The sequence below is a fragment of the Sphingomonas sp. 66-10 genome (genome assembly GCF_001897045.1).
GTDB lineage: Bacteria > Pseudomonadota > Alphaproteobacteria > Sphingomonadales > Sphingomonadaceae > Sphingomonas > Sphingomonas lycopersici.
In genome coordinates, this window is sequence record NZ_MKRR01000120.1 from 10,460 (window position 1) to 23,355 (window position 12,896).

A 12,896-nucleotide genomic window follows, 5' to 3' on the forward strand; every position below is an offset into this window, starting at 1 on the left:
CTCGCTTGTGTTCCCGCGAAGGCGGGGCCCAGACTGGGCTCGCGCCTTCGCGGGAACACTAAGGAGGCGCCGAAGCGCGCGCCCCAAAAAGAAAGGGCCGGGATCGCTCCCGGCCCTTCATTGGTCTTGCGACCGGAAACGTCGGCTCAGGCGCCGGCGACTTCCGCCACGTCGACCTTGATCCCCGGGCCCATCGTCGAGCTGACCGCGATCTTGCGGACATACTTGCCCTTGGCGCCCGACGGCTTGGCCTTGATCACCGCATCGACCAGCGCGTCGAAGTTGCGACGCAGGTCTTCGGCGGCGAAGCTCGCCTTGCCGATGCCGGAGTGGATGATGCCGGCCTTTTCGACGCGATATTCGACCTGGCCGCCCTTGGCCGCCTTCACCGCCTCGGCGACGTTCATCGTCACGGTGCCGAGCTTCGGGTTCGGCATCAGGCCCTTGGGGCCGAGCACCTTACCGAGACGGCCGACGACGCCCATCATGTCCGGGGTCGCGATGCAGCGGTCGAAATCGATCGTGCCGCCCTGGATCGTTTCCATCAGATCCTCGGCGCCCACGACGTCCGCACCGGCAGCGCGCGCCTCATCGGCCTTCGCGCCCTTGGCGAACACGCCGACGCGCACCGTCTTGCCGGTGCCGGCCGGGAGCGTGACGACGCCACGGACCATCTGGTCGGCGTGACGCGGATCGACGCCGAGGTTCAGCGCGATCTCGATCGTCTCGTCGAACTTCGAGGTGGCATTGGCCTTGGCCAGCGCGATCGCCTCGTCGACGCCGTGCAGCTTCTCGCGATCGATCTGGATCGCCTTATGCTTCTTGGTCAGCTTCGCCATGTTCAGCCCTCCACCACTTCGAGGCCCATGGCCCGCGCGCTGCCTTCGATGATCTTGGTCGCGGCATCGATGTCGTTCGCATTGAGGTCCTTCATCTTGGCCTCGGCGATTTCCGCCAGCTGCGAACGCTTGATCTTGCCCGCGCTCACCTTGCCCGGCTCCTTCGAGCCCGACTTGAGGTTCAGCGCCTTCTTGATCAGGAAGGTGGCCGGCGGCGTCTTCGTCTCGAACGAGAACGAGCGGTCGGCATAGACGGTGATGATGGTGGGGAGCGGGGCGCCCTTTTCCATGTCCTGCGTCTGGGCGTTGAACGCCTTGCAGAATTCCATGATGTTCACGCCGCGCTGACCCAGCGCCGGGCCGATCGGCGGCGACGGGTTTGCGGCGCCGGCGGGCACCTGCAACTTGATATAGCCGGTAATCTTCTTTGCCATGTCACTCTCTCAATCCGGCCGCTCCCTTGGGTAAGGGGGACGGCCTGGTTTCAAGTTTAGCGGTCCGAGCGGGCATGCGCCCTCCCGCAAGCTTTCCACGATTTTCGCGAGGAAGCGGCGCCCCTAGCCGAAACAGGGTGCGATTGCAATCGGCCCTACGGCACCATCCGGAACGTATAGCTGTAGCTCGTCTTCGGCGCGCCGGAGACGTTGTTGATCGTCACCGAATAGCTAACCGCCGGCTGCAGCCCGGTGACGCGCCACTGGATGCTGTTGGGCACGCCATAGCCGAGATTGTCGGTGCTGACGTCGGTGACCGGCATCGCGCCCGACGGGCCGGTGACGGTCACCGTGGCGCTGGCGAAGCTGACGCTCTGATTGGCCCACACCCCGAGCGTGCTCGCGATCGCGGTGAACGACAGATAATCCGATGCACCGAAATAACGCTGCGGATAATCGCCATAAGGATAAGCGACGAACGCGGGGACGCCGCTCGGCACCGCAGGGGCGGCGTTGAAGTTCAGCACCCGCATCGAGGCGGCGCTGGCGCGGCTGCCGTCGGCCAGCACGATCGAGACGCGACCATAGGATGTCTTGCCGAGGAACGGATCGAGGATCCAGCGGCGATGGCCGATATCGGCGGCGCCATTCTCGGTCATCCACAGCGCCAGATAATCGTCGTCGCTGTCGAACGCGGTATTGCTGCCCCATACCCCGACGAGATTGCTCGCGCCGGCGCCCCCCGCGCCGCTCGCGCTATAGCATTGCCAGGTCGACGACGGCGAATGGCTCAACTGCCGCGCCACCGCCATCATCAGCGACGAATCCTGCTCCTGACTGTCCTCGTCGTTCGAATAGACGACCGGCGGCAGATTGTGCAGCGCGCGCAACGTGTTGAGGTTAGAGAGGAAGTTGGCCTTCACGCTCGCCTTGAGCGTGCCCGAGCTGCAGGTCGAAACATTCGGCTGCGCATCATAGAGCGCCGCGGCTTGCTGCGCCCAGCTTCCCGGCGTCGACGAAGAGGTCGGCGATGAGCTGGGCGAGGGCGAAGGTGAGGGAGTCGCCGCCGGCTGGCTGACGCTCAGCCCGCCGCCGCCGCCCGAGTCGCCGCAGCCCGCCACCAAAAGCGGGAGCGCGACGAGGCAGGCGCGGCGGATGCGGCAGTTCATGACGCATGCGTAATTGCGAATTCCTGCCAAATTGCAAAACGCCAAATAAACGGCGCGTTCTGCCGCAAAAATTCAATGCTTCACCGCACGGGCAGCGTCAGCACCGCTTCCAGCCCGCCGCCATCCCGGTTGGCGAGCGATACATCGCCCCCCGCTTCGCGGGCGATTGCGCGGGCGAGGGCGAGACCGAGACCGATCCCGCCGGTCTCGCGGTTGCGCGAGTTTTCCAGCCGGGTGAACGGCTCGAACACGTCGGCGAGCCGGTCGGGCGGGATGCCCGGCCCGCGATCGGCGACGACGACCGCCACCGCTCCGCCGCGGGGCGCGAGCGTCACCTCGGCCCCCGCGCCGTATTTCACCGCATTCTCGATCAGGTTGCGCACCGCGCGGCGGATCAGCGAGGGGCGCAGCCGCACCGGCAGCCGATCGGCTTCCTCGAACGCCACCGGATGGCCGAGATCGCGAAAATCCTCCACCACCGCGTCGACCAAAGCCGCGAGATCGACCTCGGTCACCGGCTCGCTCGGGCGCCCCAGCCGCGCGAGGCTCAAGATGTCGTCGAGCGTGCGGTTCATCTCCTGGATGATATCCGCCATCCGCGCGCGGTCGGCCTCGTCCTCGACCGATTCGATCCGCACCCGCAGCGCGGCGAGCGGGGTGCGTAGATCGTGCCCGAGCGCGCCGAGCATGCGGTCCTTCTCGTCGAGCATCGCGCGGACGCGGACGCCGAGCGCATTATAGGCGGCGATCACCGCGCGGACGTCGGCCGGCCCCGCCTCGAGAACCGGCGCCGCCGCACCGCCGAGCGAGAAGCGCTGCGCATCATGCGTCAGCGCACGCAACGGCCGCGAGATGCGCCGCGCCAGCCACAGCACCGGGACGAGCAGGACGATATAGAGCACCAGCGTCTGCGCGATGAGCCGCCACAGGATCGCCGGCCCGGCATCGGGCCAGAAGGCGCGTGCGACCAGCCAGCCGTGCCCCGGCTGCTCGACCGCGATCAGCAGCATGCGGCGCGGGCCGCGACGACCGGTGTGCATGCCCCCGTCGTCGCGCGCGCGGGGCGGCAGGTGGATCACCGCGGCATCGACCTGCCCGGCTGCGACCCCCATCCGCACAAGATTGGCACGCACCGCCGCCGCGACATCGGCGCGACGCGGCAGATCGGCGGGGATCGGGTTGGTGTCGACGCGGCGGATGCGGCCGCGATCGCCGGCGATCGGCTGCCCGCCGGCTTCGCGCCCGATCGCATCGGCGATGCGCAGCGCAGGAATGGCGGAGGCCTGCTGGAGGCGACTGGCCGATCGATCGCGCACGATCAGCGCGAAATTGACTGCCTGTGCGACGAACAAGGCCGCCGCGACGAGCAGCGCCATCTGCCCCGCGAGGCTGCGCGGCCAGCGCGTCACCGGCGCGGGCTCACAGCCGGGTGACCTCCGCCGCGAAGGTGTAGCCGCCGCCCCATACCGTCTTGATGATCTCGGGCGATTTGGGATCGACTTCGATCTTGCGCCGCAAGCGGCTGATCTGATTGTCGATCGAGCGATCGAATGCGGCGGCCTCGCGCCCTTGCGTCAGATCGAGCAACTGGTCGCGGGTCAGCACCTGACGCGGGCGGCCGACGAGCGCGAGCAGCAGATTATATTCGCCGGTCGACAAGGGCACCGACACGCCGTCGCGATCGACCAGGGTCCGCTCGCCGGTCTTGAGCACGCGCCCGGCGAAGGCATAGGCCCCGCTTTCGGGCGCATTCTGCCGCGTGCCGCCCGCCTGCATGCGGCGCAGCACGACCTTGATCCGCGCAGAAAGCTCGCGCGGGGAAAAGGGCTTCACGACATAATCGTCCGCGCCCATTTCGAGCCCGACGATGCGGTCGGTCTCCTCGGCGCGGGCGGTAAGCAGGATCACGGGCAGGTCGCTCGTCTCGCGGATATGGCGGCAGAGCGACAGCCCGTCTTCGCCCGGCATCATGATATCGAGCACGACGAGATCGATCGCATAGGCCGCGAGCCGCGCGCGCGCCTGCTCGGCATCGGGCGCTTGCGTGACGCGGAAGCCCTGCTTGGTCAGATAAGCGGCGAGCGGTTCGCGGATCGAGCGCTCGTCGTCGACCAGCAAGAGATGTGGCGTTTCTCCCATCGCGTCGGGGATTAGCATGTCCACGCTCCGTGGGAAGCACCGGGCGGCGGGGAGGCCGCCCGGTGCGCTGGCAGGTCCTGCTCCCCTCCCTGGTGAAGGGAGGGGGAGAAGTGCGATCAGCGGGCGTTCGGTGTCGGCGCGGGCGCCGGCCCCGGCCCCGGCGTATCGCCCCGGTCGCGACGCATCTGCATCCGTTCGCGGAACTTCTCGCGCATCTGTTCGCGCGCGGCCTTGCGTTCGTCGGGGGTGATCTGGCCGTCGTGGTTGAGGTCCATCCGGTCGAAGCGCTCGGCGGCCTTCTCGTGCCATTCCTCGCGGGTGATCACGCGATTGGGATCGCCGCGCATCCCGCGCATTCCCATGTGGTGACCGCCGCGATGGCCGCCGCCCCATTTGTGGTCCGGCGTGGCGTTGGCATCGGCGCCCGGCGCAGTCTGCTCCGCGTGGCGCGCCTGCCAGCGTTCGCGCATCTTTTCATGCGCGGCCTTGCGCTCATCGGGGGTGATCTTGCCGTCGTGATTGGTGTCGATCGCGTCGAACATCCGGTCGGCGCGCGTCAGCGCTTCCTCGCGGGTGACGGTGCGATCGCGCATCCGCTCGTGCGGTGCGGCGGCGGCCGGCGGCGCGGCCTGGGCGAAAGCGAAAGACGGCGTCCCGGCCAGCGCGGCCGATCCGAGCGTCAGAGCAAGCAACAGCTTTTTCTTCATCATCGATCCTCATGCGCGGCGGGGCGATTTCCCCGTCGTTGGCATGAGGATTAGCCGTGGGCTGTCGCGCAGTTATGTCCGTCGCGGCCCCGAATTGTCGCAATTTGTCGCGTTTTTCTCCCCTCCCTCGTTCAAGGGAGGGAAGTGGAGTCAGGCGAACAGCGCGACCGACTGCATCTGCTCGGCGACCATCTCGCCCGCCGCGTTCCAGATCCCCATCTGCTGCGACGAGCTGCCGGCGCGCGCATAATCGGCGTTCGAGCGGAGCAGCCACCAGCCGTCCTCGGTCGACGGCGTCGGACCGAGCACGTTCAATATCCACGTCATCGAGCTCATCGGCACGTTGCGTCCGATGAGTCGCAGCGCGGCGGGGGGCAGGCAATCGCCGACCGCGAGCAATTCGACCATCGGATCGAGCCCCTCGCGCTCGTTGAGCCGCGTCCAGCGCAGCCATTCGGCCGGCAGCAGTCCCGGCCCGTCGCGCCGGTCGACGAATTCGAAATTGCGCGTGAAGGCGACCGCCGCACCGCCCTTATAGGTGGTGTCGCCGGGGCCGGGGCGCGGGAAATCGGGGAGAGTGGTGGTCTGATAATCCACCTCGCTCTCGATCGCGCGCATGAAGACGAAGGTGCAGCGCAGCCCGAGCCCCGCCTCGCTTTCGATGCTCGCCTCGATGAACGCGGCATTCTTGCCGCGCCGCAAGCGGTGCGTCGTGACGAGGATCGGCCCGGCGAGCGGGCCGACGAACGACACCTGCGCCGACCGCAGCGGGGGCAGGTCCTCGTCCGACCGCATCGCGCAATGCAAGGCGATCGCCGCGGAAAGCCCGCCATAGGAGGTGCGGCCCTGCAGCCAATCCTCGGGGATCGCGCTGCGCCAGCCGATCCCTTCGGCGAGCGGATTGAGGCCGTCGAGAATCTGTTTCAGGCTGGTCATGCGAACTCCCCCGCCGCGAGCCGGTCGCGCAGCTCGCGCTTCAATACCTTGCCGATCGCGCTGCGCGGCAGCTCGTTGGTGACGTGGAGCGCCGAGAGGCGCTGCGTCTTGCCGAGCCGGGCATTGGCCCAGTCGCGGATCTCGTCGGCGCTCTCGCTCGCCCCCGCGCGCGGGACATAGAAGCCGACCGGGGTTTCCCCCCATTGCTCGCTCGCCACCCCGACGACGGTGCAATCGGCCACCGCGGGATGCTCGGCGAGCACCGCCTCCAGGTCGGACGGATAGATGTTGAACCCGCCCGAGATGATCATGTCCTTCTTGCGATCGAGCAGGGTGAGGAAGCCGTCCTCATCGAACCGCCCGACGTCGCCGTGGCGGATCCAGCGGTTGCCGTGGGCGTCGAACCATTCGGCATCGCGCGTCGCCTGTTCGCGGCCGTGATAGCCGCTCATCATCGCCGGCGAGCGCCCGACGATCTCGCCCACCCCGCCGGGGGGCACTTCATTGCCCTCCTCGTCGAGCAGTTTCGCCTCATGCCCCGGGGCGAGGCGGCCGACCGTGTGGAGCTTGTCGGGGAATTCGTCGGCGATCAGGATGAACGACGCGCCGCCCTCGGTCATGCCGTAATATTCGACCAATTTGCCCGGCCAGCGATTGACCACATCGCGCTTCAACTCGGGCTTGAACGGCGCCGAGGTGCAGGTCTTGAAGCGGAAGGCGGACAGATCGAAGCGATCGAAATCCGGAAGCGCCATGATCCGCCGATATTGCACCGGGACGAGCATCGTGTGGGTCGCGCGGAATTTCTCGGCCAGTTCGAGGAATTGATGCGCGTCGAACTTCGCCATCAGCACCGCCGTGCCGCCCCACGCCAGCGTCGGGAGGAAGCTGACGAGCGTGGTATTCGAATAGAGCGGGGTGGAGAGCAACGTCACCGCATCGGCGAATCCGGCCTCCTTGTTGCGCGAGAAATGCTGCCAGCGCATCGCGTGGCTCTGCACGATGCCCTTGGGAATGCCGGTGGTACCCGAGGAATAGATGATGTTGAAGCCGTCGTCGGGCGCGATCGTGACTGGCGCGGGTTTGGCATCGGCGGGGGCGAGCCAATCTTCCAGCGCCTCGAGCCGGATCGCGCGCGCGGCGAGCGTCTCGCCCGCGAGCGCGGCGGCATTGGCGGCGTCGAGGAAGACGAGGTTCGCGCCGCTGTCGGCGATCATCCCGGCAATCTGCGCCGGGGTGGCGGAAGGCTGGATCGGCGCCGCGACGCTCCCCGCGCGCAACGCCCCGAGGAACACGATCGCCTGCGCCACCGACGGATAGGAAACCATCGCCACTGCCTGGCCTTGCGCCGTGCCGTCGCGCTGCAAAGCGGCCGCGACGCGATCCATCGCGCGATCGAGCGCGGCATAGCTCAGCTCGGACGCGCCGTCGGCGATCGCGCGCTTGCCCGGCTGGCGGGCGGCATGAAGGCGGATCAGATCGGGCAGCAGCCCGAACGGCCCGGCGAGCATCTCGGCAGGATCGGTCATGATTTAAGCCGCTAGGCGATGCCGCGCGCGAATGCCATACGCGATCTTCGAAAATGCATACGGAGGGCAGGATGAGAGGTTCGGTAGCGATCGTGACCGGCGGCGGGACGGGAATCGGCGCGGCGGTGGTGCGGCGACTCGCGGCGCGCGGCGTGGCGTGCGTGATCAATTATGCGCACAGCCGCGCCGATGCCGAGGCGCTGGCCGCCGAGGTGGGCGAGGGCGCGATCGCGGCCCAGGCGGACATCGTCGACGATGCCGCGTGCCGCGCGCTGGTCGCGGCGGCGACCGAGCGGTTCGGGCGGGTCGATTTTCTCGTCAACAACGCCGGGCGCACCAAGCATGTCGCGCACGAAAAGCTCGACGGGCTGGAGGCGGAGGATTTCATCGATATCTATCGGCTCAACACCGTCGCCGCCTTCCAGATGATCCGCGCCGCGGCGCCGGCTTTGTCGGCGAGCCCGCATGGTGCGGTGGTCAATGTCGCGTCGGTCGCGGGGCTTCACGGGATCGGCTCGTCGGTCGCTTATGCCGCGTCGAAGGGCGCGTTGATCACGATGACGCAGAGCCTCGCGCGGGTCCTCGCGCCGGGGATCCGGGTCAATGCGGTTGCGCCGGGCTATGTCGGCACCGGCTGGTTCGAAAAGACGCTCGGCGCGGAGGGCAAGGCGGCGCTCGATGCGCGGATCGCGGCGGCGACGCCGATGGCGATGGCGCCGCAGGCCGAGGATATCGCCGCGCCGATCGAGATGCTGCTCGACCCCGCCACCCGCGCGATCACCGGCGAGACCTGGCGGGTCGATGCGGGGACGCATCTCGATGTCGGGCTGAGCCGCCGGCCGGGGCGCGGGATGGAGTGAAATATTTCTCCCCTCCCTTGTTCAAGGGAGGGGAGACGGAAGAATGGGAGGGCTCACGCCAGCACCCCCTTCCGCCTGACCACCCCGAACCAGATCGTCGCGAGCGCGACCGCCGCCAGCGCCGCGGCGAGCAGGAACGCCGCGCCGGGCAGCCCGCGATCGGCGCCGAACGCCAGCGATTGCGTCATCACCAGCGGGCCGACGATCGCGGCGATGCTGGAGAGGCTCGCCATCCCGCCCTGCAGCGCGCCCTGGTGGCTGGCGTCGACGCGATTGGCGAGGATCGCGTTGATCGACGGGAAGACGAGTCCCGCGAGCGCGCCGATCAGGATCAGCGGATAGACCTGCCAGCCGTTGGTCGCGAAGGCGATCAGCGCGAATTCCGCGGCGCCGATCGCCAGCCCGATCAGCGCGGTGCGCTCCTCGCCGAAGCGCTTGATCGCGCGTCCGGTGAGGAAGATCTGCACGATCATCATCGCCCCGCCGACCGCCGCCAGCGACCAGCCGACCTGACGCCCGTTCCAGCCCAGGGCGATCTCGGCATAAAAGGCCCAGGTCGCGGGATAGACCATATGCGCGATCTGCCAGATGAGCGTCGCGATCAGCAGCGGGGTCGCGCCGCCGGCGTGGAACAAGGGCGCGAAGGCGCCGAACACATTGGCCTGTTTCCAGTCGAACCGGCGGCGGCGCTCGGGCGGCAGCGTCTCGGGCATGACCAGCGCGATCGTCGCGGCATTGGCGAGCGCGAGGCAGGCGGCGGCGATGAACGGCGCGCGCGGGCCGAGCGTCGAGAGCAATCCGCCGATTGCCGGCCCGATGATGAACCCCGCGCCGAATGCCGCGCCGACCAGCCCGAAGGTCGCGCCGCGCTTGTCGGGCGGGGTGACGTCCGCCAGCACCGCATTGACCGGGCCATAAGTCGCGCCGGTGATGCCGGCGATGATGCGGCCGAGGAACAGCCAGCCGATCGTCGGGGCGACCGCCATCAGCGCATAATCGGCGGCAAAGGCGGTCATCGCCGCGAGCAGCACCGCGCGCCGTCCGAAACGGTCGCCGAGATTGCCCAGCACCGGCCCGGCGAAGAATTGCGCGGTGGCGAAGGCGATCAGCATATAGCCGCCGATCCGCGTCGCATCGGGCAGCCCGACATGCGCGAGATGGACGATCAGCGAGGGCAGCACCGGGAGAATGATGCCGAAGCCGATCGTGTCGATCAGCACGGCGGCCAGCGCGATCGGCACCGCGCGGTGATGGAAACGCATCGAGCGGAACCCCTTGCAGATGCGGGGCTTTTCCCCGTCGAGGGGCGCGTTCTAGAACGAATCATCCGCTCTATCCACCGTCATGCCGGGCTCGGCCCGGCATCCAGGGCAACAAGCGTCGACGGTCGTGACTCTGGATGCCGGATCAAGTCCGGCGTGACGGAAACGGCGGATTGCAGACGGGTTGCGGCGACTGCTGCCCATTCTCCCCCTTTGCATCTTCGCGCCGGACGTGCGATGCGATTGTCCATACCCGATATTCAGATTCGGAAAATGGAGTGATGCCGATGGCGACCGCCGCCGACCTCGACCGACCCGCCGACAGCGTCGAAGCCTTTCGCGAGGAAGCGCGCGCATGGCTGGCGGCGAATTTCGATCCCGCGCTGCGCGGGCAGGACAATGCCATGTCGGCGGTCGACGGCCCGAGCGCCGAAACCGACGCGCAGCGCAAATGGCGCGAGGCGATGGGCGAAAAGGGCTGGGGCGTCCCGACCTGGCCGCGCGACTATGGCGGCGGCGGGCTCTCGCGCGCCGAGGCGCGCGTGCTGCAGGAGGAAATGGCGAAGATCGGCGCGTGGAACCCGATCGGCGGGATGGGCGTGATGATGTTCGGCCCGACTTTGCTCGAATATGGCAATGAGGCGCAGAAGAGCGAGCATATCCCGCGTATCGCGCGCGGCGAGGTGCGCTGGTGCCAGGGCTATTCGGAGCCGGGCGCGGGATCGGATCTCGCCAGCCTGCAGACCTTCGCCGAGGACAAGGGCGATCATTATCTCGTCAACGGCCAGAAGACCTGGACCTCGGGCGGGCAATGGGCCGACAAATGCTTCGCGCTCGTCCGCACCGACAAGTCGCAGAAGCATGCCGGGATCAGCTTCCTGCTGATCGACATGACCAGCGAGGGGGTCGAGACGCGGCCGATCCGGCTGATCTCGGGCGCGTCGCCGTTCTGCGAGACCTTCTTCACCAACGTGAAGGTGCCCAAGGAAAATCTCGTCGGGCGCGAAGGGCAGGGGTGGGAAATCGGCACCCGACTGCTCCAGCACGAGCGCAATTCGCTGTCGGGCGGCAGCGGCTCGGCGGCGCGGATGAATGCGGGGCGGACCGTCCCCGAGATCGCCAAGAAATATCGCGGCACCGACGCCGAGGGGCGGATCGCCGACGCCGATCTGCGCACGCGGATCATCAAGCATGAGATGGATCAGCGCGCCTTCGCGCTGACGCTGCGCCGCGCCGCGCTCGAGACGAAGGGCAATGCCGGCCCGTCGGCGGCGACGAGCATCATGAAGAACGTCGGCGCGCGGATCACGCAGGATCGCGCCGAGCTCAACGTCGAGATCATGGGGATGCAGGGGCTGGGCTGGGAGGGCGAGGGCTTCACCCCCGCCGAGCTCGAGCAGACCCGCACCTGGCTGTGGGGCAAGGCGGTGTCGATCTACGGCGGGTCGAGCGAGATCCAGAACAATGTGATCGCCAAGCGCATCCTCGGGATGCTCGATCATCAGTGACTGAGGTTGGCGGCTGCCCGCAATGAGGCAGTGCGCCTGGAGAGGGCCGGGTGGAGGAGGGACGCGTGAGACGTCCTCCTCCCCGGTTTCTAAAGGAAGGATTTGAACATGGCAGCGCTCAACGAAGAACAGGTGATGCTGCGCGACATGGCGCGCGAATGGGCCGATAACGAAAGCCCGGTTACCGCCTTCCGCAAGCTGCGCGACGCGGGCTCGGCGACCGGCTTCGACCCCGAAGCGTGGAGCGCGATCGGCGCGATGGGCTGGGCCGGGATCGTCATCCCCGAGGAGTTCGGCGGATCGGCGTTCGGCTATCTCTCGCTCGGGCTGGTGGTCGAGCAGCTCGGCCGCAACCTCGCGGCGACCCCGCTCGGCGCGACCGCGGTGGCGGCGAGCGCGATCGTCATGGGATCGTCGGACAAGGCCAAGAAAGACTGGCTGCCCCGGCTCGCCTCGGGCGAGGCGATCGCCACGCTGGCGATCGACGACGGCTCGTCGCACGACATGAAATTCACCGCGAACGTCGACGGCGGCAAGCTCAGCGGCACCAAGCCGTTCGTCGCGGAAGGCGACGGCGCCGATGCGTTCGTCGTCGCAGCGGCCGACGGGCTCTATCTGGTCGCGAAGGGCGAGGGCGTGACGGTCTCGACCCGGCATATGGCGGACAGCCGCAGCCACGCCGCGGTGACCTTCAAGCATGCGCCGGCCGAGCGGCTCGGCGATACCGCGCTGACCCAGGCGATCGTCGACCGCGCTGCCGCGGTTACCGCCGCGGAGATGCTCGGGATGGCCGAAAGCGCATTCCGCCAGACGCTCGATTATCTCAAGCAGCGCGTCCAGTTCGGGCAGGTGCTATCGAGCTTCCAGGCGCTTCAGCACCGGATGGCGAAGATGCTCACCGAGCTGGAGCTGATGCGTTCGGCGGTCGAGGGCGCGCTCGAGGCGATCGACGCGGGACGATCCGACGTCGATCAGGCGGTGAGCCTCGGCAAGGCGGTGGCCAACGATACGCTGCGGCTGGTGAGCCGCGAGATGGTCCAGCTCCACGGCGGGGTCGGGATGACCGACGAATTCGACGCCGGGCTGTATCTGAAGCGCGCCGCGGTGCTGGAGACGATGTGGGGCACTGCCTCGTGGCATCGCGACCGCTTCGGGCGGCTCAACGGTTATTGAGCTTTTTTCTCCCCTCCCCTTCAGGGGAGGGGCCGGGGGTGGGGCAGGGTTCTCGTAGAGACCGTCCACCCGTGACTCCCCCACCCCAACCCCTCCCCGGAAGAGGAGGGGCTTTTTATTTCTGCCGCGCGCCGTTGCGCCAAATATTGTCTCAAATTGGCACGAATCATTATAAATTGTAAAATTTTCCGCTAATCTAAGTTTAGTTACCTGCTAACTCCCTGTGTTCAGCGCGAGGGAGAAAATGGCGGATTCGGATAACGCGCCCATTACCTATTGGCGCGCAGACAAACGCTTCGCGGGGCTGATCACCGGCTTTCACCGGTTTCGCATTCCATTT

The 12,896-nt window shown here is 67.7% G+C and carries 12 protein-coding genes; 3 read left to right on the plus strand and 9 right to left on the minus strand.

The window, feature by feature from the left end:
- Positions 1-146 precede the first annotated feature (146 nt).
- From rplA to BGN95_RS12805, 8 genes are all read right to left on the minus strand, one after another.
- Positions 147-839 (minus strand): 50S ribosomal protein L1, encoded by a 693-nt coding sequence (rplA, locus tag BGN95_RS12770; protein ID WP_179512076.1) that lies wholly within the window; start codon positions 837-839, stop codon positions 147-149.
- Between the two features lie 2 nt (positions 840-841).
- Positions 842-1,273, minus strand: a complete 432-nt coding sequence (gene rplK / locus BGN95_RS12775) for a 50S ribosomal protein L11 (protein ID WP_179512075.1) — start codon at positions 1,271-1,273, stop codon at positions 842-844.
- A 155-nt stretch (positions 1,274-1,428) separates the two neighbouring features.
- Complete coding sequence (locus BGN95_RS12780; RefSeq protein ID WP_265313637.1) at positions 1,429-2,442, minus strand: CAP domain-containing protein; 1,014 nt, start codon at positions 2,440-2,442, stop codon at positions 1,429-1,431.
- An 80-nt stretch (positions 2,443-2,522) separates the two neighbouring features.
- The gene (locus BGN95_RS12785) at positions 2,523-3,818 is read right to left on the minus strand and encodes a sensor histidine kinase (protein ID WP_286772841.1); all 1,296 of its coding nucleotides are present in this window, start codon (positions 3,816-3,818) and stop codon (positions 2,523-2,525) included.
- A gap of 43 nt (positions 3,819-3,861) precedes the next feature.
- Complete coding sequence (locus BGN95_RS12790; RefSeq protein ID WP_286772842.1) at positions 3,862-4,581, minus strand: response regulator; 720 nt, start codon at positions 4,579-4,581, stop codon at positions 3,862-3,864.
- 116 nt (positions 4,582-4,697) lie between these two features.
- Positions 4,698-5,288 carry an EF-hand domain-containing protein gene (locus BGN95_RS12795; RefSeq protein WP_286772829.1) on the minus strand — a complete coding sequence of 197 codons (591 nt, stop codon included), beginning with the start codon at positions 5,286-5,288 and terminating at the stop codon, positions 4,698-4,700.
- A gap of 150 nt (positions 5,289-5,438) precedes the next feature.
- Positions 5,439-6,224, minus strand: coding sequence for a thioesterase family protein (locus BGN95_RS12800; protein ID WP_286772830.1), 786 nt, complete (start codon positions 6,222-6,224; stop codon positions 5,439-5,441).
- Entirely contained in the window at positions 6,221-7,753 is a 1,533-nt protein-coding gene (locus BGN95_RS12805; RefSeq protein WP_286772831.1) for a class I adenylate-forming enzyme family protein, read from the minus strand. The genes BGN95_RS12800 and BGN95_RS12805 overlap by 4 nt, the downstream gene beginning before the upstream one ends.
- Before the next feature lie 71 nt (positions 7,754-7,824).
- On the opposite strand from BGN95_RS12805, the gene BGN95_RS12810 reads away from it, so the two are divergent.
- Entirely contained in the window at positions 7,825-8,613 is a 789-nt protein-coding gene (locus BGN95_RS12810; RefSeq protein ID WP_179512070.1) for an SDR family NAD(P)-dependent oxidoreductase, read from the plus strand.
- Between the two features lie 53 nt (positions 8,614-8,666).
- Here BGN95_RS12810 and BGN95_RS12815 read toward each other — a convergent pair whose 3' ends face one another.
- A complete protein-coding gene (locus tag BGN95_RS12815) occupies positions 8,667-9,875 on the minus strand; it encodes an MFS transporter (protein WP_265313633.1) in 1,209 nt (402 codons plus the stop codon).
- Between the two features lie 287 nt (positions 9,876-10,162).
- On the opposite strand from BGN95_RS12815, the gene BGN95_RS12820 reads away from it, so the two are divergent.
- Both BGN95_RS12820 and BGN95_RS12825 read left to right on the plus strand, forming a co-directional pair.
- Entirely contained in the window at positions 10,163-11,383 is a 1,221-nt protein-coding gene (locus BGN95_RS12820; protein ID WP_286772832.1) for an acyl-CoA dehydrogenase family protein, read from the plus strand.
- Between the two features lie 108 nt (positions 11,384-11,491).
- Positions 11,492-12,556 carry an acyl-CoA dehydrogenase family protein gene (locus BGN95_RS12825; protein ID WP_286772833.1) on the plus strand — a complete coding sequence of 355 codons (1,065 nt, stop codon included), beginning with the start codon at positions 11,492-11,494 and terminating at the stop codon, positions 12,554-12,556.
- Positions 12,557-12,896: the final 340 nt, after the last annotated feature.